The sequence below is a fragment of the Arcanobacterium bovis genome (assembly GCF_004331995.1).
In the GTDB taxonomy this organism is placed as follows: Bacteria; Actinomycetota; Actinomycetes; order Actinomycetales; family Actinomycetaceae; genus Arcanobacterium_A; species Arcanobacterium_A bovis.
Genome location: NZ_SJDT01000002.1, coordinates 206,501 through 231,475 on the forward strand (window position 1 = coordinate 206,501; position 24,975 = coordinate 231,475).

At 48.2% G+C, this 24,975-nt stretch carries 10 protein-coding genes and 4 tRNA genes; 9 read left to right on the forward strand and 5 right to left on the reverse strand.

What is annotated here, in order from left to right:
- The first annotated feature begins 146 nt into the window (after nt 1-146).
- Nucleotides 147-1,370, forward strand: coding sequence for an alpha/beta hydrolase (locus EZJ44_RS02865; RefSeq protein WP_165496091.1), 1,224 nt, complete (start codon nt 147-149; stop codon nt 1,368-1,370).
- A 12-nt stretch (nt 1,371-1,382) separates the two neighbouring features.
- Here EZJ44_RS02865 and treZ read toward each other — a convergent pair whose 3' ends face one another.
- The 4 genes from treZ to EZJ44_RS02885 form a co-directional block, all read right to left on the reverse strand.
- Complete coding sequence (gene treZ / locus EZJ44_RS02870; protein WP_131279930.1) at nt 1,383-3,134, reverse strand: malto-oligosyltrehalose trehalohydrolase; 1,752 nt, start codon at nt 3,132-3,134, stop codon at nt 1,383-1,385.
- A complete protein-coding gene (treY, locus tag EZJ44_RS02875; RefSeq protein ID WP_131279932.1) occupies nt 3,131-5,647 on the reverse strand; it encodes a malto-oligosyltrehalose synthase in 2,517 nt (838 codons plus the stop codon). Before treY ends, treZ begins: the two co-directional genes overlap by 4 nt.
- 12 nt (nt 5,648-5,659) lie before the next feature.
- Complete coding sequence (glgX, locus tag EZJ44_RS02880; RefSeq protein ID WP_131279934.1) at nt 5,660-7,771, reverse strand: glycogen debranching protein GlgX; 2,112 nt, start codon at nt 7,769-7,771, stop codon at nt 5,660-5,662.
- Between the two features lie 128 nt (nt 7,772-7,899).
- Nucleotides 7,900-7,971, reverse strand: a tRNA-Val gene (locus tag EZJ44_RS02885).
- Between the two features lie 207 nt (nt 7,972-8,178).
- Here EZJ44_RS02885 and EZJ44_RS02890 point away from each other — a divergent pair.
- The 3 genes from EZJ44_RS02890 (at nt 8,179) to EZJ44_RS02900 (ending at nt 8,457) form a co-directional block, all read left to right on the forward strand.
- Nucleotides 8,179-8,251, forward strand: a tRNA-Gly gene (locus EZJ44_RS02890).
- Between the two features lie 32 nt (nt 8,252-8,283).
- Nucleotides 8,284-8,354 (forward strand) — tRNA-Cys (locus EZJ44_RS02895).
- Between the two features lie 31 nt (nt 8,355-8,385).
- Nucleotides 8,386-8,457 (forward strand) — tRNA-Val (locus tag EZJ44_RS02900).
- 196 nt (nt 8,458-8,653) lie between these two features.
- On the opposite strand, the gene EZJ44_RS02905 is transcribed toward EZJ44_RS02900, so the two are convergent.
- A complete protein-coding gene (locus EZJ44_RS02905) occupies nt 8,654-8,935 on the reverse strand; it encodes a pyrophosphorylase (RefSeq protein ID WP_131279936.1) in 282 nt (93 codons plus the stop codon).
- Nucleotides 8,936-9,169: 234 nt separating this feature from the next.
- On the opposite strand from EZJ44_RS02905, the gene EZJ44_RS02910 reads away from it, so the two are divergent.
- The 5 genes from EZJ44_RS02910 to EZJ44_RS02930 are packed head-to-tail and all read left to right on the forward strand — an operon-like array spanning nt 9,170 to nt 24,903.
- Nucleotides 9,170-11,926, forward strand: coding sequence for a hypothetical protein (locus EZJ44_RS02910; RefSeq protein WP_131279938.1), 2,757 nt, complete (start codon nt 9,170-9,172; stop codon nt 11,924-11,926).
- Nucleotides 11,927-11,971: 45 nt separating this feature from the next.
- Entirely contained in the window at nt 11,972-13,213 is a 1,242-nt protein-coding gene (locus tag EZJ44_RS02915) for a type 1 periplasmic-binding domain-containing protein (RefSeq protein WP_131279940.1), read from the forward strand.
- A 32-nt stretch (nt 13,214-13,245) separates the two neighbouring features.
- Complete coding sequence (locus EZJ44_RS02920) at nt 13,246-17,526, forward strand: FtsK/SpoIIIE domain-containing protein (protein WP_131279942.1); 4,281 nt, start codon at nt 13,246-13,248, stop codon at nt 17,524-17,526.
- Nucleotides 17,519-19,495, forward strand: coding sequence for a serine/threonine protein kinase (locus tag EZJ44_RS02925; RefSeq protein WP_131279944.1), 1,977 nt, complete (start codon nt 17,519-17,521; stop codon nt 19,493-19,495). Before EZJ44_RS02920 ends, EZJ44_RS02925 begins: the two co-directional genes overlap by 8 nt.
- Nucleotides 19,492-24,903, forward strand: coding sequence for a DUF6531 domain-containing protein (locus EZJ44_RS02930; protein ID WP_131279946.1), 5,412 nt, complete (start codon nt 19,492-19,494; stop codon nt 24,901-24,903). Before EZJ44_RS02925 ends, EZJ44_RS02930 begins: the two co-directional genes overlap by 4 nt.
- Nucleotides 24,904-24,975: the final 72 nt, after the last annotated feature.

Genomic DNA, 24,975 nt, shown 5'->3' on the forward strand with positions numbered 1-24,975 from the left:
CGTGGGCAATCTTTTTTCTCTGCGTATTCTTTGCGGCGAAGATGCTCAAACGGCGAAAAGTACTGAAGTTTTCGCTGCTCAGCGTATTCACTTCGGTACTGCTTTGTGTAGGGATACTCGCGCAAATTAACATGCACGGTGGGTATATGAAATCCTGGAGCGAAGTAAAAGAATTTGTCAGTGGCTCGGGCACTGTTCAAGCTAAGCCAGTAGCATTACCACCATTACTAGGAAACTTTGAGTCGGACGTTTACAAGGCGAATTTCACTGAAATTACTGATCCCACACTAAAAGGAAATAATTTTTCGGGATCCTTCATGGAAACCACTTGGCGCGGTCCACAGTCTAAGGTAGAACAAAAAATCAGAGTTTGGGCTCCCGAAGGCTGGCAGAAAATGCGGGACATGAATGTGATCGTGATGCTGCATGGATTCCCTTCAAATCCGCATTTGATGTCAGCAAACCTGCAGATTCCAAGTACATTGCCAGCCTTAATGAAAAACTCAGTCACCGGCCCCACGATTGTCGTTATGCCTGAGCTTCGTCCGGATTCACGTGAACCTGACTGTGTTGATCTGGAAGGACGACCAGCTGTCGGAACGTGGGTGACGCGCGACGTCGTCGGTATGATAAATCGCAATTTCCCCGTCAGTCATGATCGCACAAAGTGGTCATTGGGAGGAATTTCTGCTGGTGGGTACTGTGCAGGCGTGCTGGGAGCACATTCTCCAGAAGTATTTGGCAATTTACTGTTGCTCTCTGGATACGACGATCCCATGTTTGGCGGCTTGAAGAAACTGCCACCTAACAAGCGCTCGGATTTTGTGATTTCGAAAATTCTTCCCAAAGTTGAGCTTCCGATGCGAGTCTTGGCATCGTCGTCGGGAAACGATGTTGACGCGATAAAACTGCTCGGGCGGCTAGCAAAAATCAAAGCGCCGCAGGTTCAATTCGAACTTGACTACGGCTCGCACGGCGGACATAACTGGGCAGCATGGTCGGAGAATTTCAAAGATTCGATCTACTGGTTAGAACACAAAAAGGCACCAAACGCTAGTTTGAAGACTGCCGCTGCCGAACCTAAGTCCAAGTACGGAATTGTGCCGGTTTACCTTACCTTTGCTGCATATTCATTGCTTATTGTTCTTGCCGTGGTGCTATTCCATCGCCGGCAACGCAAACAGCTTGACGACGGCTACACCCCGAGCAAAGCTCGCAATCTAGGCGTATGGGTGCTGTGTCTTGCTTTGGCGCTCGGAGCTGCGGTTATGGGAACTCTGTGGCTGGGGTCTGCAATAAACCTCAAGATGGAAACAGTGCAGTCCTTCGATGATTTCGCACCTTTGGGCAGGCTAATCGGCATCTTGTGAGCACTGCTCACTTCATGCCGACGCCTCGGTGGTAAACACAGCCACGCCCGCCACATCGAACGTCACGACGTTGCCGTCAGTGGTGACGCTGTCCCACGAAGCGAGGGTTTCGTCTACGTCAGCCGGAAGTACGACGTCGGTGGCGTCGTCGCGAGCAAATGCGATCAGAACGTCGTTCCTACGCATCCAACCGCTGCGCGCACCGATGTCGAGCGTCGTCTTGCTCCTATCGCCGCTGGCGATGCTGGCGTTGCTCTTGCGAAGTTGTATCAAGCGCTGTACAAATTCGAAGAAATGGGCGTGTTCTGGAAGGTCGAGATCGTGCCAATTGAGCTTTGCTGATTGAAAGGTTTGCTCATCTTGCGGAGCGGGCATAGATGGGGGAGTCTCGCCGTAAACAGAATTGAGATCCCAGGTAGAAAACTCATTCATACGACCGTCGAGAATATGCGGACCGATCTCATCTCCGTGATCAGTAAAGAACGGAAAAGGCGTTTTTGTTGCCCACTCTTCGCCCATGAACAGTAAGGGCGTGAAATGTGAGAGCAAAATTAGCGCACGCGATATAGCAAGGTCTGCGTAGCTCAAGCTGTAGCTTGGTCGATCACCAATCAAGCGATTGCCAACTTGGTCGTGATTTTCGTCGAATACGATCAAAGAGTGTCCGTCGAGATCAGCAGGTACGGCACTGCCGCGAATCTTCTTATCGAAATTCGTCCATATACCGTCGTGGTAGAAACCTTGGCGAAGAACTTTAGCTAGGGTGCCCGCACCAGTGTACTCACTGTAATAAGCATTGCTCTCGCCCGTGAGCCAGACGTGTAGACCGTGGTGAACGTCGTCGGCCCATTGCATATCGGCACCGCGGCCACCGCTTTGGGTGGGAGTGACGGTACGGGCATTATTCGCATCAGATTCGAACGTCACGCTGAGGTGCTTGCCAATAGACTCACCCAGCTCATGCACGGTGTCGCTGAGTTCGGCTAAGAAATGATAGGAAGAGTCGTCGATCAAAAAATCTGTGGCATCTACTCGAAAAACATCAATATGGAAATCGCGTGCCCATTGGCAGATATTGTCAAGGAAGTATTTGCGCACGTGTGAGCAGTGATCGCCGTCGAGATTGACGGCGTTACCCCACGGCGTATGGTGTTTATCGGTCAGATAAGGGCCAGCGAAGCCGAGGTAGTTGCCATCGGGTCCGAAGTGATTGTAAACAACATCTAAGCAGGCATGAATCCCGCGCGCATGGAGCTCATCAATCAGACGGGCGAAGTCCTGCGGCGAGCCATATTCTTCGTACGTTGCCATGATAGACACGCCGTCATAGCCCCAGCCGCGCTTACCTGGAATCGGATTGACGGGCATGATCTCCACCACGTCTATTCCCAGCTCAACGAGATGATCGAGCTTCGGGATTGCCGCTTTAAATGTGCCTTCTGGCGTGAAAGTGCCGATGTGGAGCTCGTAGAACACCCCACCACGCACATCGCGCGAAACCCAGTTTTGATCGGTCCAGGTGAACTGGGCAGGATCAATAATTTCGGTGGGGCCATGAATCCCCAGCGGTTGGCGGCGAGAGCGCGGATCTGGAACAGGTAAACCGCCGTCGAAAACAACAAAATAGCGTGTGCCAACTGGGAAATCTTGCTCACTGCGCCACACGGCGTCTTCGCCGCACACAAGACTTATCACTTCGTCACTTTGATGAAGCTTGATATCGACTTTTGAGGCGTGTGGTGCCCAAATTTCGATTTTGCTCATGATTTCCTCTCGAGTACAGCGGCTGGGAACACTTTAAGCAGATCGCTTAGCAGCACTGAACCGCCTTCGATTTCTTGACCAGTGAAAATATTGCGCCACACGCCGTCGGGAATAACGACGGTGTGCTGGGAGAAGCCGCCTGATTTCTCCAAGGTGCTCACATGGCGTGCAAAGACGCCGATCACAGCGTCGTCATCTTTCATACGTGCGAAGGCGAAGGCGTGAGCTGTGGTTACAGGTAGAGGACGGTATTCGTAATCAGCACTGGCGAGGCGTGGTTTGCCCCGGCGCAATCGTGTCATACGCGAAGTGATCCACATTTTTTCGGCGTCGAGATCGGGATTGGAGCCAAGCCCATGGGCATCGAGCTCATCAAGCAAATCTGCGAGATGAGAGTAGTCAACATCGCGGCGATTATCAGGATCAACCAAAGAATTTCGAGTGATTTCCTGGCCCTGATACAGGTCGGAAACTCCGACCATCAGCATTTGCAGAGCTTTTTGTGCCAAAATATTGGCTCGCGTTGAAGCATACAATGTGTGATGAAGACTGCCCAGTAATTCGACAACTGTTTCGTCACCGATCACAGTGCGTGCAAATTCGAGCAGGTTTTCTTCTGCGGAGGAATTTTGTTCGGTCCAGGTGGTCCATCGCTTTTGCTCGCGTGCTGCCTTGAGAAGATACTGCTCGAGACGGTCAAATTCGATTGCCCCAGCGGGAGTCCACGTTCCGATGAGCGTTTGCCACAACAGATTTTCGATCTGCCCGTCGAGATCCAAAGGTCGAATGTCAGCGGTGAGGCTGCGCAGCTGGGCGAGGGTATCGCGCCAAATGTCGGCGTGTTCAGATAGTGCCGCGATCTGCGCGCGAGTGTCCTCACCACGCTTGGTGTCGTGCGTGGTGAGGGTGGTGAGGGACGTGGGCCAATGCCGCTGCATGTGACCTTGCCAGGCGTGGAATTCATCGGCAGTGCAAGTGGGATAATTCGGACCTCCTCCCACTTCGTTCATCGACAAAAGCGCAGTGTAGCGATAGAAAGTGGTATCCTCAACGCCCTTGGCCATCACTGGCCCACAGAGCTGTTGGAAACGAATGATAGCCTCGTGGCGCGCGTCGTCGTGCGTGCGGCCTGCGGAACCAATTTCGTTTCCGAGCAGGAGTTCGACGACGGCGTCCAAGGTATCGTAGTCTTCTTCGTCGAGGCTTCGGCGGGCATGCGAATGAGCTGCGCGAAGTACGGATTCGTCCTCGGTTGAGGGCTTTTCACCAGGCACGACGTAGGCGCGGTAGCGATCCATGTGAACCAGCAGCTCAACGAGGGCGCGGCGAATCGCGCGGAAAGTATGGTCACGTAGTCGTACGTCTGCGTGAAAAACGGAAGCTAGTAGTTGGGCAAGGCGGTCAACTTCGGCGAATAGCGACTGATCCACAATCTGACGTTTAGCTGCAATTTCAGTTGCCTGAACGCCGTCGTACGAACCAGAAATCTCGGTGTGGAGAGCGGTGAGGTCGGGGATACCTTGGGGATCGGTAAACAGACCTTGGATTCGTCGCAGTGCATCGTAGCCGGTAGTACCGGCACACGGCCAATCGGAGGGAAGATTTTCTTCGCCTTCGAGAATCTTTTCCACAACTACCCATGCGCCTTCAGTTTCTACTTTGAGCTGGCGCAGGTATTGGCGTGGATCGGCAAGGCCATCGGGATGATCGATTCTGAAGCCGTCTATGTGTCCCTCGTGGTAGAGGTCAATGAGGAGTCGATGCGATTCTTTGAATACGTCCGCATCTTCAACGCGAATTGCAGCCAGTGTATCGACGTCGAAAAAGCGCCGGTAGTTCAGTTCCTCATTGGCAACTCGCCAGTATGAGAGTCGATAATACTGACTATCGACGAGCTCAGCTATGGGAAGATATTCGGTGCCACGTCGAACTGGGAAAATATGGTCGTAATAGCGCAAGACGAAGGTTTCGCCCTCGTTTTCGTAACCTGGCACCACCATCTGCTCAACACTCAGTTCACCTTCGGCGAGTACTGTGCCGATACGTCGACCCAGGATCGGCATTAAAATGCCGTCGCCAGATTCCTGGAGGTCAATGTCAAACCAGTTGGCATAGGGCGATTCGGCGCCGTCGCGCAATACCGACCACAGAGCCTGGTTGTGATAAAGCGGAGTGGGAACTGCCATGTGGTTTGGCACTACATCGACTATGACCCGCATATCAGAAGCATGAATCGCTTCGGATAATTTTTTGAATCCAGTGATCCCGCCCATTTCAGCAGAGATTGTTTGGTGATCAACCACGTCGTAGCCGTGAGTGGAACCAGGTGCTGCCTGCAAAATGGGGGAGAGATACACGTCCGTGACGCCGAGAGCGTGGAGGTAGGGAACGATCTTTTCAGCATCGCTGAAGGTAAACTGCGGTCCCATTTGGAGGCGATAGGTAGTTACCGGCGTGGTGCTGTGTTCGTTTTGGTGGGATTGATTGTCAGAAACTTGCTGGCCAGAAAACATTATTCTCCCTGGTTACGAAAGTGCGCGTTGGAACACCCAAGAAGTGCGTGCAGTGGCAGAGAACGTTTCACTAGGTGAAAGCGTTAGATCTGGATGTGCATGCGCGTCAGAAGTCAAAACCAGTTGCCACGGATTTGGGTTGTCTGAACTCGGTAGGGTGAAATCAATATCGGTATCTGAGGCATTAAAGACGATGATGAAATCGTCGTCGATAATTGGCATGCCGCGCATATCGGGTTCACCGATTTTTTCTCCGTTGAGGAACACCATCACTGACCGTGCGTAGGATGTCGACCAGTCAGAATCTTCCATGTAGGAAGCATCATTTCTGAACCACTCGATGTCGCCGTTGGATGAACTTCCACCTCGTGAAGATTCACCCTTGAAGAAGCGACGACGTCGGAATACCGGATGCTCCTTGCGGAGTTTGATAAGAGCCTGAGTGAAGCGGAAAATATCAGTTTCTTCTTCACCAAGATTCCAATTCATCCAAGCGATCTCATTATCTTGGCAGTAGCTGTTGTTATTTCCTTGCTGAGTTCTACCAATTTCATCGCCATGGGAGAGCATTGGCACACCTTGCGATACAAACAGCGTGGTTAAGAAATTCTTGATTTGCTGCACTCGTAGCGCTTTAATCGTTGGATCGTCCGTTGGACCTTCCGCACCACAATTCCATGACCTGTTGTGCGATTCGCCGTCTTGAGAGTTTTCACCGTTCGCTTCATTGTGCTTTTCGTTATAAGACACCAGGTCGCGCATGGTGAACCCGTCGTGAGCGGTGACGAAGTTGATGGAAGCCATGGGGCGTCGTCCGGAATGTTCATACAGATCGGAGGAACCAGACATTCGCGACGCAAACTCGTCGAGCGTAGAAGGCTCGCCGCGCCAAAAATCGCGGATTGTGTCGCGATATTTGCCGTTCCACTCCGTCCACAGTGGCGGGAATTCACCCACGTTATAGCCACCCTCGCCAATATCCCATGGTTCTGCGATGAGTTTGACCTGGGAAATTATTGGGTCTTGCTGAATGATATCGAAGAACGACGAAAGCTTGTCGACGGCGTATAGCTCACGTGCGAGCGTGGAAGCGAGATCAAAGCGGAAGCCGTCCACGTGCATTTCTGTGATCCAATACCGCAGCGAGTCCATAATTAGCTGCAAGGTGTGTGGCGACCGCATATTGAGCGAGTTTCCAGTGCCAGTGGTGTCGAAATAATGGGCACGATCATCAGGAACCAAGCGGTAGTAGGCTTCGTTGTCGAGGCCACGGAACGACAGGGTAGGGCCGAGGTGGTTTCCTTCTGCAGTGTGGTTGTAGACGACGTCGAGAATTACTTCAATTCCGGCTTCGTGGAAAGCCTTAACCATTGATTTGAATTCGTCGACTTGTTCGCCCAATTCTCCGGTGGCGGCATAAGTATTTTGGGGTGCAAAGAAACCGATGGTGTTGTAGCCCCAATAGTTCGATAATCCCTTTTCGATCAAGGAAGGATCATTGACGAACTGGTGGACTGGCATTAATTCAACGGCAGTAACACCCAGTTCTTGCAGGTACTTGATCATCGTTGGGTGCGACATACCCATATATGTTCCGCGCATCTCTTCAGGAATTTCCAAACTCTGTTCGGTCATTCCCTTGACGTGTGCTTCGTAGATGATGGTGTCGTGGTATTCGTGCTGAGGTGGGCGGTCGTGTCCCCAATCAAAATAAGGGTTGATCACTACCGAGAGCATCGTGTGATGGAGTGAATCAAGTTCTGAACGCTCATCACGGTTAGAGAAGCTATAGGAGAAATTAGCTTGATGGTTTTCAACTTGACCTGTGATTGCCTTGGCGTAAGGGTCTAAGAGAATCTTTGATGGGTCAAAACGCTGGCCATTTTCTGGGTCAAAATCGCCGTGGGCGCGAAATCCATAGCGTTGACCAGGGCGAACGCCTGGAATATAGCAATGCCATACATGGGCATCAACTTCGCGTAGTTCGATGAGTGTTTCGTTCAGTTCTTCGTCTAAAAGCGCGAGTTCAACTTTTGTGGCGCTCGACGAGAATACAGCGAAATTGGTGCCAACGCCGTCATACGTAGCACCAAGCGGGTAAGGGTTTCCTGGCCAAATTTCCATACTCTAAGAATCTCATGAAAATGCTACCAACGTGCACACATATCGCGTTCGGAGGAATACAAGAAAATGTTCGGAGGAATGCAGAACACGAATTGAGAAAACAGAGCTAATAAAGCAAATAAAGTAAGTGGGCGATACTGGGTTCGAACCAGTGACCTCTTCCGTGTGAAGGAAGCGCGCTACCACTGCGCTAATCGCCCGATCATCGTAACCATTGGTTTTATGATTGCGTAACAAATGGTATCGAGAAGGTGTGCAATAAGCAAACATGAACATGGTGGTGCAGGTCATGTTTTTGTGATTGGACATGTGGGGTGAAAGTTCGTTATATTTATCTGCGTCGCCAAAACGACGGAAACCGAATCGGTGAGTATTTGCCGAGATGGGAATCGTCTGGAAGCGAGAATGCGGATGTAGCTCAGTTGGTAGAGCACAACCTTGCCAAGGTTGGGGTCGCGGGTCCGAGTCCCGTCATCCGCTCGATGGCCAAGCAGATAACTGCTCAACCACATGGTGGGTTGGCCGAGAGGCGAGGCAGCGGCCTGCAAAGCCGTATACACGGGTTCGAATCCCGTACCCACCTCACTTACCTGGTGAATATTCACTCAGCATCTGGGCGATTGGCGCAGTGGTAGCGCGCTTCCTTGACACGGAAGAGGTCACTGGTTCGAACCCAGTATCGCCCACTCATTTGTTTCTGGTCATTTCTTCTTGGCGAAGTTAGCATAGTTAATTTCTTTTGCGATAAAGCCACTTTTCTTGATGTTAATCCCTTGTGGTTGATGCTTTTCGTTCTTTGTTCGTAGCATAGGGAGCAGGTCGAGCTTGACCTGCTCCCTATGCTCGTGTGAATTTCAGTATTGCGCTTCAAATAGATTATGTTTAGGCTCCACCGCCGGCAGTGAAGATGTTGGTAGAGATTTGCTGCAACTGTCCACGCAATTCTTCTAGTTCAGACTTGGCTTTTTCTAGTGCTTGGCGAGTTTCGGGCCAAGTCTGGTCGCGGAAGCGCTGTGCTAATGGTCCGTCCCAAACGTTCGGGTCTGATAGTGTTCGTCCTTGCGCGTCTAGTTGGCTGATTTGGTCAGTAAGTCCACCATTGATTATTGCTTGAATTTGGCTAATTGCAGATTTTGCTGCCTCTGTTGAGAGCACTCGCGACATTGTGTTGCCTTCCGTCAAAGTTGTGACTAATACAGGCACAAGCTAACACTGCTCATCGTAGAAAGAAAGTACTTCGGGCAATCGTCTCAGTATCTGAATAATTGAAACTTAAATTATGGTAGATATTTCATTTTGTGTGGATTGTTGTGCTATTACTGAACTTGGTATTTCAATTTTCTCCTTGTCGACCTATCTTGTGTTGGTCGGCGTATATTGGTCGAAATTAGGTGTGCGATGAAGAGAAGTTTGGCGAAACGAGCAGCTTGTTGGCTTGCAGTATGTATCGCGATGATGGTGTTGTATTCATATGCTTTCACTGTTAGCGCCTTTGCGTTAAATAAGGATTCAGATGCCAAACAACCTATGCAAGTTACTACTTTGCAAGTAGATAGTGCAGGAACTATTTCGCATATTCAGCGGCTTAAGTCTACGAATGATGGATCGGCCAAAGTGGTTGAGCGGATTGAAGAATCTCAAGTGGTTGAAGATCTTCCAGTGCGAATCATTACAAGTTACTCTTCTAAAGCATCAAGTGGAACGCACCTATCAAAAATTGATGGGAATGATGGCACAACTAGGTTTGATATCGATATTCAGAATATTACCGCTAAACCTCAGGCAATATCCTATGATTCGAATGCTCGTAACCAGTCAGTAACTGAATTGGTGTCATTGCCGTTAACTGCAATTGCATCTGTGCGCCTAAAAGGGGTAAGCCCTAGTAGCGTTGTTATAGCCGATAAAGGCGCAGGTGCTTCTCCAATGTCTGGTGTTACGAATGGTGTTGTTTCTGTTGATAAAGAAGGCAATACCATTGTTCAATGGGCAGCTGTTTTAGCGCCCCCAGTATTGTCAGGCGAAGCAGTATTTAGCTTGGTGCTTGACGGTCAAGACGTAAAAGTACCTCAGTTTGATGTTGCGATCCAGCCTGGTTTTACAGGCGAGTTGACACAAGCCTCTGATTCAACGTCCGAAACTCTTGTGTCTAAAACCATCGAGACGCTTTCTCAAGTTGGGACGGTACTCGGTGAATCTGGTAAAGCATTGAGTGATGCGAGACTGATGCTTGCTGAGTCGGCAAATAATATAGGCCATCAAACTATTTCAGATCTAAATGAATCTAGCCGACGTATTGTTTCATCAGGAAAAACTTTGTCAGTGTCATTGATTTCATTAGAACAGTCGCTGTCTTCTCAATTGCATTCGACGGGCAATACCGTGTTAGGCGAGCTCCAAAATACGACAAATCAGATGATTGATCTATTAGGTGATCCAAAACAGCCCATCCCACATGTTTCTGTTGCATCTGATACCTGCAAAATGGAAATAGATCCTTCTGAAGATCAAAAACTTTCGTCAACGCACAGTGTTCTTGGTGTGATTGCTAATCTTGCGGCTCGCCTTGATGCCTACGCAAATGTAAGTGACTCTTGTAAGGAAAATATTCGGCTGGAGATAAATAGTTTACTTGGGCCAATTAATCCGACAGAGAATGAATGTAAAACAGACAGTGTTTCCTTAACTTGTAATATTAGGCATGGTGCGGAAACGTTTGACGCCGCAATCAAATCAAATCTTGCTGATAGTATGCGTGCGGTAAGTGTAATCTCTGCGGATCCGACCGCAAGTGCTGTAACGAAAATGGAACAGCTCACCGCAGATATCGAATTGCTGAAACAACGTGAAGCTGAACTTTCTGTGAGTTTGAAGTCTGACACGATTGATTCGGCTACACAGAGTTTACAGAACTCCCTAAATTCGATAAAAAACTCCCTGTCGGTAGTGAAGAATCAGATATCTATTGTTGAACAGACACTCAATACTGAAGCAAACGACAATGCCAGTCAAGAAAATCAAATTCAAGCGTTGAAGAAAACTATCTGTATCGAATCAGGTCAGACTATCGAAAGTGCGACAGGAACAGTTAAAAATCCCGCATCAATTTCTCAAACAGTTGCTGAATCGATGCTAAGAATTTTGTCTGAAACAAGGTGTCCTAGCATTGATACTGCAACGGATGGGGCTCGGTATATTACAACTGCTTCTTCATCTATTGAGGGCTATGCATCTAAGCAAAAAACTGCGGTTGAAGATTTGCAAAAACTTCTAGGAGTGAATGGCGAGTCCTTGTCTGTGAAAGAGAATCTTGAAAAAATCACGACTAGTTTGAATAGCGCCCAACAAAATCTGGATTCGCTTCAGCAGGCGCATGGAACAAATAGTGCCGATGTATGGATGCATATAAGTGCATTAAACAACTCAATTACTGCGATTTCAACGCTTGAAGCCGATGTCGCGAAGCAAGTTGTTGACATCAATAACCGCCGTGAAGGATTGAAGGCTGACTTGGAACAAATTTTGTCAGCTGGAAGTGCTGGACTAGACCAAGCTAACAAAACCCAAATGGATCAATCTGTCAATGCGATAAATGGAACTCGCGAGGACGTGATCTCAATGAACAGCGGAATGATCGACGGGCTAAGTTCCGATCTCAGAAGAACCGCTCAAAAGGTATATGGAGATGGGCTCGCCGCCGTAAACGGAGTTGCGGGTGGAATTAAACGACTAAATGATGGGCTTGGGTCGACTACCATTGACAAGTTGTCAAAGTCTAGCCAAGTAATGAGTGGGATGCTTGGTGACGCTGTCCGGGATTCAGATGGTGCATATCAACTTCTGTCCCAAGATATTTTGCGAGTGCTTGCAGATATCGGCACTAATGCGTCTAATGGTGGTGGACTACTAGGTGTTATCGCTGCTTCCGACGGGCAATTAGGTGTTACGGATGTCAAGCTTTCAACTTCCACCTCTGCCATGTCCAGTTTTGAAAACTTACAGCGTGCTCAATTGGATCAATACTTCATGCGACAGGCACAGTTACGTGCTGCTCTTGCCAGGTTAGAGAACCAAAATTCGGGTGCTCAATCGCAACAGCATAGCGTGTCAAAAGGTATTTATTCGTTCGAGATCGGTAGCGACGGTTCGAAATGATGATGAGTGTCCGAATGGGTTCGAGGGAAGATCTGGGATAAGCAAATGAATACAATTGCAACTAAAAGATCAAATATGCAAGCAATCATCGCATTCGTTGTAATGTTTGTTGTGATTGGAATCGGGCTTGTTGCTCCACAGTATCTTGCTTCGAATCATGAAAATGCACCTTTGGTTCCGCCGTTAGAGATTGAAGCGAACGCTAAAGACGACAATCTTTTGGTTGGTATCGTGGTGTCATACACAGATAATCCAGACGAAGGGGCTGGTTGGAGTATTGCCGGCGAAGGCGCTTCCGTGGCTCTCTGGCGACTCAAGCAAGGTGATTCGAATGTTTCAGCGCGCGTGATATCTGATAACGGTAATGAAGTGGGTGCACGCTCCGCCGTCGCTACACTTAAACAAGATAAAGCGGCAGCAATTATTGCACTTACCACCGGCTCTCACACAAAAATACTTGCTTCTGAAGCGGCAGCGGCTGGCATCCCGGTGATATTTCCTTATGAAAAATCTTCACAGCCGGCAAGCAATGCGTGGTATTTTCGCAAGAATGAACCGGATTTCCGATCGATGTCTAGTGAATTATCGCATCAATTAAAATGTGCTCAACCAGTAGTTATTGAGGGTGATGGGCGAGTTAATGCACCTAAAACGGGTGAAGTTACTGTGCTTCCAGGGCAAGAGAGCGCTGCTGTGGCAGAAGTTATTAGATTACATTCTCAACAACAAGCTGATTGTTTGTTCCTAGATGTGAATGCTAAAAGCGCCGCAGAAATTATTAAGCAAACGCGTGCGAACAATATAGATTTTCCAATAGTTGGAAGTTTCGATTTGCTAAACCCACTATTTCAGCAATCTCTCGGGAGTAATATTCGTTCCATTGGTGCCGTTTATTCCATAGGTACAGAATCTACTAACGTTATGGCAATGAAAAATGACTCTGTAGGTGCAAGAGCGGGAATTTTCAATCATGCTGTGCGATTGATGAAAGATAATAAGTCCCTTCGTTCGTTTGATACTAGCAAGCCCTTTGCCGAAGTGTCCGGTTTCGCCGATTCGTGGAGTCACGATGCAATACTGGCTGCTGTGGGTCTCAATCGCGCTGATGAATTATCGACTGTGAATTTCAAGCAACGTGCGATGGAGTTTGATTCTGCGGGTCTACCGTTCATTAATGAATCGTTGTTTAACTCAGCTGGGAACAATTCAACGCCGAGATTGTTGCAAGCGACAGTTATTGATGGGCGTCTGTCATGGTTTTATACGGGCTCACATGCCACAAAGTGAATTCTGGAAACGCCTGGTAGAACGAGATAATTATGAGAGTAGTCATTAGCCAAGCAGGAGCAAGAAAGACATTTGATCTTGCTAACACGTGTGAGAGCACAACGTTAGGAGAAGTTATTGATAATGCTGGCCTTGATCTTCGAGCGTGGAATGAATTCTGGGTTGACGACAGTTGCTGCGAGTCTGATACACCAATTACATCTATTCCATTGCTTGATGGATCAACTATCTCGGATGTGCGACTACACCAAGCTCCTTCACATAATTCGTGGACTTTGGTAGTTACGAGTGGAACGCAAACTACTGAGCGCTATGAGTTATCACCAAATGAAGTATTTCGAATTGGCCGAAGTCCCGATGTTGACCTTACCTTGGTATCTCCCTCTGTTTCATGGTCTCACTGCTACGTAACTGTTGAGCAAGAAGGATTGAGATTCAGAGACGACAATTCTTCTAACGGTACGTATGTTGACGGGGTAAAGGTTGATGACGACGGTGGCATTGTTGCCACGGATCAGTCAGTTATCACTATTGGCGGAACATGTCTACGTGTTCAACACGGAGAGAATACGGATATCGTTCACTATCTTCGGTCAAAAAAGATCCAAGACGGCGTGTCGACGATTCCATTCAACCGTCCACCGCGGACTGTAGTAACGCACGAACGAATAGAGCTAGAATTACCTGTGCGTAATGAAGCGCCGAAGGCTAATCGTTTCTCATGGATATCGGTGCTCGCGCCACTAGTGATGGCGGCCGGCATGGTAGTTGTGATGGGGTCAGTTCGTTATGCTTTAGTCGCGTTACTTTCACCGGTAATGGCGGTTGCATCATGGTGGGAACAAAAACGACGCGCAAATGCAGGTGCCTCGTCCGAGGAAGATCGTTTTGAAAAGTCAATTGCAGACTTTGCTTCGGAAGTACAAGATCAGGTAATGCTGGAACGGCAATATTTGCGTTCGCGTATTCCTGATCCAGCGAAATGTATGGATAACTGTACCTTACCCACTGTTAACCTTTGGGAAAGGCGTACTAATTCGGAAGATTATTGGTCTGCGCATTTAGGAACGGCAGATATTGCCTACGATGTTCCTATCTCTCGAACAAGCTCGCGATCGAAAATTGACGAGAACGTTCAGGACGTCATTGATCGTTCAAAAATACAAGCTGCGCCAGTAGAAGTGGACTTTAAGGCAGGAGTTGTTGGAATATGGGGGAATCGTGAGCAGTGTTTGGCAATTGCACGATCGCTACTCTGTCAACAGGTGTCTCATTGTGGACCAGCAGATATGAGCTTAGGCGTTTTTACATCTAAAGCTCATTCTGATCTCTGGCGATGGACTGCGTGGTTGCCTCATCTCCGCCAGCCGGGCACGAACCCCAACAATATCTGGCTTGGTCTTGAAACAACGAAGAGTCAGGAACTATTACGATCTTTGCGAGACATGCTGGAAGGTATGTCCGTTCCCAGCCTGATGCTCGTCATCGATGCCCAAGAACTTACTGAAGGGCGTGACTGTCCGGCACGAGATATTTTCACGGCTGAAATGGAACGAGGTATTTCATCTAAGAAACAAAAGATGATTACAGGGATCGTGATTGCTGATAGTGCTGAACAACTGCCATCGGTTTGTGCAACTGTGATTAATGCGCAATCTGACTCGGAGGCCACCTTAGTAGTCCCAGCTCAGTCTAAAGTTGTTAACAGTATTATCTGTGGTGAAATTACGATTGACGTGGCACATCGCTGGGCACAATCGATCGCTCGCTTTGACGATCCAGAAGCGAAAAATGTTGGCTCGACCCTCCCTACGTTGACTCACTTGCTTCCATTATTGGGATTGCAGGAACGGCTCGATGCAAATTCAATTCTTGAGAAGTGGAGAAGAAAAACTTCTTATCGAACTCCCATCGGTATGAGTCAAGATGGAATATATTGGCTAGATCTGGTGCGTGATGGGCCACACGGACTTGTTGGCGGCACAACTGGCTCAGGTAAGAGCGAATTTTTACGTTCATTAGTTGCTGGTTTAGCTGCGCAGGTGGATCCCGAACATTTGACTTTTATTCTGATCGATTTCAAAGGCGGTGCTGCTTTTGCTCGTTGCGATGAACTTCCGCATACTATTGGAACTATTTCTAATTTGGATGCACAGCTGGCAAATCGTGCTCTGCGGGCCTTAGAAGCAGAAATTGTTTATAGGCAGCGAAAATTTGCTGAAGCAGGTAACGGTATTGATAATTTAGATGCCTACCTTGGCACGAATCCCTCAGAGCCAATGCCTCGTCTTTTGCTTGTTGTGGACGAATTCGCACAGTTGGCTAAAGAGTTTCCTGACGTGCTTTCCTCGCTCGTTTCGATCGCGGCCGTTGGACGTACTTTGGGTATCCACATGATACTCGCGACTCAACGTCCTGCTGGTGTCGTTAACGATGATATTCTTGCTAACACAAATATGAGAGTTGCTTTGCGCGTGCAGAGTAAAGAAGACTCAAGCGGTGTCATATCCGTTCCCTACGCTGCTTCAATTGGTCGTGATCAGCGCGGGCGTGCATTCGTCAAATTAGGTGAAGAGGAAATCACTCCGATTCAAACTGCTTTAGTCACGGGTTATTCGACGACTAGCCGAAGCGCTGAACTCATTGTTCACGAAGCAGAACTTGGTACAGCACCAAAAATACAGATGTCAGTAGTTCGAGATAGCGATGAGCCGAGCGACTTGGATCGGCTCATAAAAGCAATTGTTGCGGCGAATGACGAAGCTGGCTTTGCTCCGGCGCGCAAAGTCTGGCCGGATCCGCTTAAAGAGGTAATTCCTTTAGTGCTTGATTTAAAGGATGATACAATCGAGATTCCTAAGGTTGCCCCAGAATCTGGTTCTGTAATTTTTGTTAGCTTGAGTGACGATCCCACAAATCAGCGGCAATACCAATCTGGCTGGGATTTGAACCGAGGAAATCTCATTCTCGCAGGTATCCCAGGGTCTGGCACCACGTCGTCCTTGGCTTCGATTGCTTTGTCTGCGGCAGTTACCCATTCTCCGGAGAATCTAGATCTCATGATTCTCGATTTTGGCACCCGCGGACTTGAACAGTTGAGCAATCTTCCACACTGTATTGGTTACGTTCCTGGAGACTCGAGCGCGCGTGAGCGACAAGAAAGACTCCTTAAATATTTGGCAAAGGAATACGATAAGCGACTCAGGGAAACGACTGAGAAGCACACCAAGATCATTGTTCTCATTGACGGATTGGCGACGATGCGGGACGAATTCGATGATTTCGAAGCTCTTCAACTTATGGATTCTTTCTACCAGATTTGGGCGAAAGGACCCGATGTTGGCATACATTGTGTGGCTTCAACGACTCGCATCAAGGCGATTCCCTCACAAATCGATGAGGTGACTACTCAGAAATGGTTGTTCCGGTTAGCTGATGCTTATGACTACACGTATGCGGGCATTGGAAAAGATGATATACCGGCATCGGTACCGGGTCGATACGTTGATGCAATATCGAAGAACCAAGCTCATGTTGCGTTGCCTACTGGTGGTGTTGATGAAGCGCTTCGTCAAATACAATCAGCTTTCCCATATGGCTCGAAAGCCAGCGTTATTGTTGAGCTGCCACAATTGGTAGCTCCGCACGATCTTCCGTGTATCACCGACATCGGCGGAGATAAATGGCAGATCGGAGTTGGGCTGCGCGAATCGGATATTAGTCCATGCTACGTGGATCTCTATGACGGCGAACATTTATTAGTTTCAGGACCAGCACGCAGCGGAAAATCTACGGTACTTCGCGGTTTAATTTCAAAAATCCGTCAAGACGCGTCGGAACGTGGTGAAGATATTGCCGTATTTGGATTAGTCACTCGTCGCTCTCCACTAGCAAAGTACGATGAAATATTCGATCAGTTGCATTTCCATGACGACGCTTCCTCAGTTTCTGCTATGGCGAGTGTGTCGCGTGTTCCTACGTTCATTGTTGTGGACGATGCAACTGCACTAGTTGATTCGGATCAGGCCATCACAAACTTATTACAGATCAATAATCCACAAGTGAAGCTGATAGTGGCAGCACGTAATGATGACTTGCGTTCAGCTTATGGACACTGGACAAGCATTGTACGAAAATCTCGGTGTGGAATATTGCTACAGCCGAACATCGATTTTGATGGTGATCTTCTAGGTGTGACATTGCCGCGTAAATCGCCAGTTGCGATGAGTGTCGCACGAGGATACATGTGTCAAGGTGGGCAAGCATCATTGATTCAAGCCTTATCGTTGCCGTTGGAGGAAGACCGTGTCTAATCAAGGGTTTGATTTTGGTGCGTCGTACGTACTTGACGAAATCATAGGTGAGGGTGCCTCCGGCGTCGTCTGGAAAGGACATCGTAAAGGTGACGGCGCGGCGGTTGCGGTGAAGATCCTACGCGATCAGTATGCAAATGACCCACAAATTCTCACCAGATTCGTGACCGAACGGACTCTACTCACTACATTGGAGCACGATAATATCGTCAAAGTTCTTGATCTTGTGGTTGAGTCAGGGCGTTTGGGAATAGTGATGGAGTACGTTGAAGGCGAAACTCTACGTGAGGTGCTCATGCGTGACTCTGTGTGCGGTCTACGCTCCGCTGTGGCGATCGTGATCGAAACACTTCGAGCATTAGAACATGCGCACGCACATAATATTGTTCATCGCGACATCAAACCGGATAACATCCTTATCGCTCGCGGTAATGCGGATATTTCTATAAAACTTACTGATTTTGGTATTTCTAAAATTCTCGGTGAGCAATCAAAAGCTACTCAGGTTGTCGGCACGCCGGAGTATATGTCTCCTGAGCTGATCGAAAAAGGGATCGCTATCCCAGAAACTGATGTTTATGCAACGGGCATAATGTTTTATGAGTTGCTCGCTGGACGCACGCCATTTAGCGGTGGAGATAACGCTTTCACCATTGCTCACCGCCATTTGTCGTCGTTACCTCCCGCCATTGATGGACTCGACGAGAAGATAGCATCGGTGTTGTGGACGATGCTAGAAAAAGATCCACGCAGGCGTCTACCTGCACCTGAGCTGATCAAGCAACTCAATGAACTCATTGATAATTTGGACGATTCTAGGAAGCTGGTACGTCAAGAAGATGTCCAAAATTATGCTCCTGCTACAGTTCTCAAGCCGCGGCTTGGTGAATCCGAGAACGATATTTCATCTCACGACACTGAGTCTCAAGAAGCAGTGCGCAATGTTCCTGTACTTTTAGACGAGTTGTCGCCCAGTACGCAAGCAACGGTGATGAAACCTCTCAGCGCTGACGACGGTACGGCTATTTCTAATGTTGATCGTAAATCTTCAGCGCGAAAGGCAGATCTAACTGGCAAGAATGGGATGAGAGCGCAACGCCATAAAATAGTTGTATTCGCTATTGCTGGTTTGTTGTTGGCAGCGAGCGTGGTGGGCGTTGCTATGTTTTCGCGTAGTAGCAACGGTTCGAAAGAGTTTGCGTCTGAGCAAGTATCACAAGAGGATTCGCCGCTTCCATCGGGACTCATCATTTCACGAAGCGCAAAAGTCGATTCTGAACGAAACGTAATCACCTACGAGATTAAGTACGAAACGCATAAACAAGCACTTTCTGGTGTTGTGCTTGAAACCTTGCAAGACCTTGACGGTGCGTGCATCGAGCCGCGTTGGGACGGGCAAAGCGTAACAAAAAATAGTCCGAGTCAAACTTCCCTTGATGTGCCGTGTTCATTCGCGATTGGCTTGGAACCTATAAGTAGCGGAAAGCCTCATATTGTTTCGGCCACAATTCCACTGGAAAATCTCGGATTTTCGTCCTCACAAGATGTCTCTCAATGGTTGAAAACGACGAGTGAAAACACATTGAAGAACGTGCAAAATCCAAATATGAACTCGACATCGTATCCGTTGCAACGGCTTGTGGGACTAAAAATGTCTGTTCCATCTCGAGTGGTGCAGGGAAATATTGTGCCAATCTCTGTGATCGGTATATGGCCGAACGGGGAAAACCAACTTTCGCCAGTATTCATCAGTCCGCAGGTCGGGAATCCTACTTCTGTGCTTACCGATATTACGGGAGCGAATATTGACAGCGTTCGTTTCACTGATCGATGTGCCGGAGCAGTTGCCGTGAGTCAAGATGGGCGATCGATAACCTCTCTGCATCCAGGAACATGCGATCTTGAAGGGAATATTGGAAATTTTAATCTCACACCAGCAAAAATCACAGTGACAGGAACAGGATCATGAGCGGAGAAGAAAAGCGGCCTTTAGTTATTCAGGAGATACCTGATTTTGATTTTGGCGTAGCTGACCAGTGTATAAAAGATGTTTACAGAATTTGTTCTGATCTTGACACTCAGCAGTCGTCTCGGCGTGCAGTATCTGCTGATGCGCAAACTGATTTTCGCGGCTATTTTGCGAATATTTTCGAAGGAAATCAGCAGATCGCAGTTAATGATTTGTCTACACTTACGCATTATGCGCGTAATATTGGCGAGTTTATGCAGACCATTATTGCAGAAATTAAGGAAGAAATTCGCCGTAGAAAGATAACTAACGCATATGTTGAACGGCACGATGGTTTTTGGGACGGTGTACGTGACAAAATTTTCGGCGGAGAAGAAATGCCGGGTTTTCCAACGTTTGAACCCCCTGTAAAGCAGAGCGATTCGGTACGAGTTAATCCGCAAGAGCATCCTTGTGCTGGGATAGGGTGTAGCATCGGCATTTCTTCAGCTCGACCGGAAAATTTGTTTAATGCGGTTACATCGTATGGACGCCTTGATGATCTGGCTGCAGTCAGTCGCTCGGAACTTGAGAAAACCATAAATGTTTTTAATCGTGAATGTGAATACGGAGTATATGGAAGTATAAATGCCGATGATCTTCTTGCTTCTTTTTCGCGTTGGATTGAACAGAATCGTCAAGGTCAGCAATGGCTTCGAATTATCGCTCAAGCGTTCGAAGCTGCTGGTGGTAGAGGTGTTGTGTCGCGAGTATCCGATGATGCGCTTGTTCTTGCCTTGAGTAATGCTGGCATTGATGTGATGCGCCAAGGACTGGCAATTTCTCCAGCGAATCTGAAAGGTTATCAGGTCACCACCGGTTTTGCTAATGATCCAGTCAATGTTGCAACTGGTAATTTCATTGAACCCGAGACTGACATTGCCTTCACAGGTTTGGCTTCCTGTGCGAGTTTTCGGCGCATGTATAATTCTGTGGATCGTGGCGAAGGAGTGTTTGGTCTGGGGTGGCATTCGGTTCTCGATCAACACCTAGAAATCGGCGATGAAAGTGCCGTGTGGGTGCGTGACGGCGGTGGGCGCACAGAGTTTCCGCGTGACGATGACGGGTGGGGTCGTTCGATACGCGATGATTACTGGTTAGCTGCAACAGAGGAGGCAGCTCCTCAGCTGGGAATTACTACACCAGCATTCGAAATTAGCGATAACAAAGGTGCGAAGAAATATTTTTCAACTGATGGTTTGTGGCTTGGCGATGTTGTTCGTGAAGGTTGTTCGGTGAGTGTTGAGCGAAACGATTGCAATGAAATCGTCAAACTCATAGCCGGTAATGGACGCTGGATTAGCGTCGAATATTGCGATGGAAGAGTTGCCTATATTGAATCTAATGATGGCTCAAGAGTTGAGTACATCTATCGTGACAATCTCTTAGCAGAAGTGAAAACGAGCAGCGGATCACGAGTCTATGAGTGGAATGCTGAGCGTCTTCTTGAGAGAGTTATCGCTGCTACTGGTGTGGTCGAAGTCGAAAATGTCTATGATGCGCAAGCCCGTGTTATTGCGCAAAAGACTCCATTTGGTCGCAACATTCGCTATGCATACCTGCCAGGGCGCGTTACCTGTGTTTCTGATGCTGATGGATCGGTTTCTGATACGTGGGTGTCTGATCCGTATGGGAGACTCGTTAAGATCGTAGAGTCACATGGAAATACTCAGTCAATGCTATATGATCGTGATGGGCACTTGATTCAAAGCGTTTCTCGCGACGGTAAGATCACTGTAAGTCAGTACGATGCGCGAGGTAGACGGGTAAAACTTGTAGAACCTACTGGTGCAGAAACTAGTTATGGTTGGGATGAACTAGATAGGCTACACACGATTGTGTATCCCACTGGTATGACTCAAACTTTCTCCTATGACGGTTTGTTACGTAACCCTGTGGAGATAAAAGATTCGTCTGGAGCTACAACATCGTTAACATGGCGTGATGGATTGCTATGCGAGGTGGTTGATCCTGAGGGCGTGAGTGTGAAGTTCGAATATGATGCTTACGGTGATCTTTGCGGTATCGTCAATGCGGCCGGAAATATTACATCCTGTGAGCGTAACGCTGCTGGTCAGCCAACTAAAATAACGTTGCCGTCTGGTGCCCAAACATGCTTCGACTATGATACCGCTGGGCGAATTATCTGTAAGCATGATGCTGAGGGCGGTAGCTGGTTCTTTGAGTGGGATGCTGAAAGGTTAGTGAGCAAAACAAGTCCTGATGGTGGCAAATGGCTTTACCGCTATGGTGACCATGGAGAGATCGTTGAACAAGTTGATCCGCTCGGACGCATTACGAGAATGTCGTATAGCCAATACGGGTCAATGAATCAGCTTGTTTTAGCTGATGGGGACGTCTGGGCATTCGAATATAGCACTATGTCTGAGCTAATTTCAGTCACCTCACCAGAGGGTAACCAATGGAAAGCACAATACGATGTGTTGGGTCGTTTAATCAGTTTTGCAGATCCAACGGGGCGTGTGAGCAAACAAAATTTCCTTCCGAATGGTGTAGATTCGCAGTTTGATGGGAAAGAATCGATGCTGCGTTTTGACGAATTTGGTCGTGTTAATTCGGTTCTTGGTCCAGTCGATGATGCACAACTCATTTCTTACGATCACGCCAATCGTCCAGTAGAAATAGTCCATACTGACGGATCATTGACGTTATTGCGTCGTGATCGCGCTGGTCGCGTGGTCGAACAGGTTCTTCCAACGGGGCAAACATGGCATGTGGCATACGATAGTTGCGGGCAAGTCGAATCTATTCATGACGATGCGGATCTATTGTTGCGTTTTGAATATGATGTGGATGGTCGCGTTATTCGGATACTTAGGTCTAATGGCGGATGTGAGACTTTCTCCTATGATCGCCTAGGTCGTATCACTAGTAAGTATTCTCCTGCAGGTGGCAATGTTCGCTATACCTATGACGCGTGTGGACGTGTTTCGTCAGTGAGTGATGCGTGGAACGGAACGCGATCCTACTCGTGGGACGTTGCTGGTCAACTCATATCCGTAACGAACGGAGCAGGGGGAGTTACTGCACTGAGTTACGATCTGCGCGGGCGATTGAGTAAAGCGATCGATCCGCAAGGAAAGGTAACTACGTGGACGTACAACGAGCTAGATAAAGTCGTTGACACGCATACTCCTTTAGGTTTGTACAAGAACACGTACGATGAGGCAGGGCGGCTCATCGCTCAACGAGCACCAGACGGAGCAAAGTGGGAATTCATCTATGACGAACACGGCAGGATGTTCCAGAAAATTCTTAATGGCAAATTGTGGTTCGAACAGCGTTATGACGACGCTAATCGGCGTATCACGTTATCCGATGACTCACGTTCGCATCGTACTCACCAAGAACTTTCGTTCGATCTGTGTGGCAATCTTGTGCGTGCAAGTTCTGATGCCGGCGACGACGATCGCTGGGTTTACCATCACGGCTTGCCTATCGAATATGTTAATTCTAGCCGCGGAACGAGCGCGTATTCCTATGATGGGTACGGGCGTATCGTGCGCATCTCGGATCCTTTTTTTGGCGAGATTTCATTTGAGTATAACGTGGGCGGTAATTTGGCAGCAGTGCGAACGCCCGCGGCTTGCCAAGAATGGGGTTACTCTCAAGGTCTTGTTACGAAGCATAAAGTAACTCGAAGTGACGGTAGCTGCTCTGAGACGGTAATCCAGCGTGATGAGAATGCAAGGATTGTTGCGATTGTTACAGATGGAACACCAACTACTTATAGCTACGATCGCGCAGGTCAACTCCAGCGTGTTGTAGCGCATGATCGCGTGACTGAATGGGAATACGATGCGTGTGGCAAGGTAGTACGAGTGGTAGACGCCGGCCAAGAACAGAATTTTGTTTACAACGATAACGGCACACTTGCTGCTATCGAGCATGACGGCCAAAAGCTATTCACTTTTTCATACGACGAGGCAGGACGCCGCACTGAAAAAATCGGTCTCTCGACGCGTGAACTATACACATGGGACGACGCAGGTTATATATGTAACGTTTCAGTTGAAAACGGCGAGCACAAGTATGGCTTTGACGTTGTGGTAGACAACGATGGCATCGTTGCCAGTGTTAATAGCGAACCTATGACGTGGGATGCCGGCGCAGGTGTTCCTCGCTTGCGAGCTATCGGTTCAGCACCCGTTTTGCCTATACCGGGAGGTGTGCTCTCGGGCGGGCAGGATGGAGCTACTCTGGTAGGTGGTTCATGGGCAATGCATCGTGCAGTTGATGCTAGCTCTCCATGGAAAACTAGTTATGACGGATTGCTTGCCGCTGATGGGCACATCGTACTTGGTGCGCTCGAAATACTTGGACACCGCTGTTACGATCCTTCATCCTATTCTTTCCTCTCTACGGATCCGTTCGATCAACCATTAGACCGTGTATGGGCGCATAACCCGTACAGCTATGCGGCGAACAATCCTTTGCATTATGTTGATCCACTTGGACTTGAACCAGTGACGGAAGAAAAGCTTAAAGAATACGAAATACATGGTGGGCTACCAGAACTCGTATCTTGGGAGGGCTTAGCGGCACTAGGGTTAGTTGTGGTTGGAACCGGTCTGACCTTTGTGGGACTACCAATGCTCGGCGGTCCCATGATCGCTGCTGGACTAGATGTAGGTTTTCAGCTTATTAGCAGCGGTGGTGTGGATTGGAAAGCTGTAGCATTTACGACAATCGTTACGTTAGCAGCTCCTGGTCTTGGTAAGATCGCTGGAAAAGCATTTGAGAAATTACTTGTCAAATCACCAACAATTCAATCTGTCGTAACTGGAATAGAATCAACACAGACAACAGTTTCAAAATGGGGCAACGATCTTGCAACACGTGCGTGGGCGAAGTTACCTCCGCCTGTCACCACGGTTCTTGATAATAAAGGTGCGCAATTGATGGGTAACTTCGCTGTAGATTTTGGTACCACGACAGCGAAAAACTATGGTCAGGGTGTCGCGGTGGATACTGTACTTGGTATTCCCGAGCACGGGGTTGGCGATTCTTTCTCGAAAGCACTTTCAGATAACGCTTCTCTTAGTAAAGTACTCGGCGGATATGGTACTAGCAAAACTGGCGATTTCCTCAACAGCCAGTCCAAGCACCTTGGCAGGAACTATTTTGGTGCTGAAGTTTACGATCATCGTCCTGAACAGGTGAAAAATTGGATTCGTGATCAGGCAAAGGAAGTTAGGCATGATGTTTCTTCTGCGTTTGATAAAGTAGAAGATCGTTTTGAAGAAGCAATTAATAAACATGGTGGTCACGATGCTGGCAAAATATATGAATCCGTTGAGGATCGTGCCGAATATATTCGCGATGGACTTAAATCGCTTCGGAAATAAATAATCTGCCAATCAAATCGAAAGTGAGTGAATTATGGGTGTGGTGTTGTCGTTTGGTGCTGGGGTGCGTTT

Excerpts from the sequence above, each read along its gene's own strand:
- glgX (WP_131279934.1), bottom strand. The coding sequence starts at position 7,771 with ATGGAAATTTGGCCAGGAAACCCTTACCCGCTTGGTGCTACGTATGAC.
- EZJ44_RS02905 (WP_131279936.1), bottom strand. The coding sequence starts at position 8,935 with ATGTCGCGAGTGCTCTCAACAGAGGCAGCAAAATCTGCAATTAGCCAA.
- treZ (WP_131279930.1), bottom strand. The coding sequence starts at position 3,134 with ATGAGCAAAATCGAAATTTGGGCACCACACGCCTCAAAAGTCGATATC.
- EZJ44_RS02915 (WP_131279940.1), top strand. The coding sequence starts at position 11,972 with ATGAATACAATTGCAACTAAAAGATCAAATATGCAAGCAATCATCGCA.
- EZJ44_RS02865 (WP_165496091.1), top strand. The coding sequence starts at position 147 with ATGAAATCCTGGAGCGAAGTAAAAGAATTTGTCAGTGGCTCGGGCACT.
- EZJ44_RS02930 (WP_131279946.1), top strand. The coding sequence starts at position 19,492 with ATGAGCGGAGAAGAAAAGCGGCCTTTAGTTATTCAGGAGATACCTGAT.
- treY (WP_131279932.1), bottom strand. The coding sequence starts at position 5,647 with ATGTTTTCTGGCCAGCAAGTTTCTGACAATCAATCCCACCAAAACGAA.
- EZJ44_RS02910 (WP_131279938.1), top strand. The coding sequence starts at position 9,170 with ATGAAGAGAAGTTTGGCGAAACGAGCAGCTTGTTGGCTTGCAGTATGT.
- EZJ44_RS02920 (WP_131279942.1), top strand. The coding sequence starts at position 13,246 with ATGAGAGTAGTCATTAGCCAAGCAGGAGCAAGAAAGACATTTGATCTT.